This window comes from Streptococcus sp. HMSC070B10, assembly GCF_001808665.1.
In the GTDB taxonomy this organism is placed as follows: Bacteria; Bacillota; Bacilli; order Lactobacillales; family Streptococcaceae; genus Streptococcus.
This window is the reverse complement of sequence record NZ_KV794214.1, coordinates 178894-179404: the sequence shown is the minus strand read 5'-3', so window position 1 is coordinate 179404 and position 511 is coordinate 178894. Positions and strand designations below refer to the sequence as shown.

The window sequence follows — 511 nt, the reverse complement described above, 5'->3', positions numbered from 1 at the left end:
TTGATAAAATAGAGGTGTGAGGGGCTTTCGCCCCTACCTCTTAGCGTTTACCTTTTCTTTTGCCGGAACTTGGGTTTACGCTTTTTGTTTTGCCTTGCGACCGTTATTGCGGTCACCAGACTTGCGATAGCTGTTACTGTTTCAGGGATATTATCTATCACCTTTTCAAGTAACCTAAGCCAATCTTCTTTGTTCAACTTCCTCACCTCCTTTCCTTATCTTGATTATATTATATCACGGTATGCCGTGAAAGTCAAGCGTTTTGATGAAGTTTTTTAAATTTTTTTCAAAAAAATAGACCTTGTCCAGAGGTCGGGGAGTTGGAGGGGACACCCTCCAAAAGTGTTGATTTAATAAGATTTTATTTTACCTTTTTCATAATAATCTCCCTTAACTCCACCCAATCAGGTGGAGTTTTTTGGCTCTATTTCAGGCTTTTGGGGACTATTCTAAAAATAGTTTTTCGGTATTTTTCGGTATTTTTCGGTATTTTTCGGATTTTGGTCGGGGA

General features: G+C 38.7%; 1 protein-coding gene. It reads right to left on the bottom strand.

Annotated elements, in window-relative coordinates; all coding sequences use genetic code 11:
* Positions 1–47: 47 nt before the first annotated feature.
* On the bottom strand, positions 48–197 hold the full coding sequence (locus HMPREF2613_RS11610) for a hypothetical protein (RefSeq protein ID WP_186822086.1): 150 nt from the start codon (positions 195–197) through the stop codon (positions 48–50).
* Positions 198–511 lie beyond the last annotated feature (314 nt).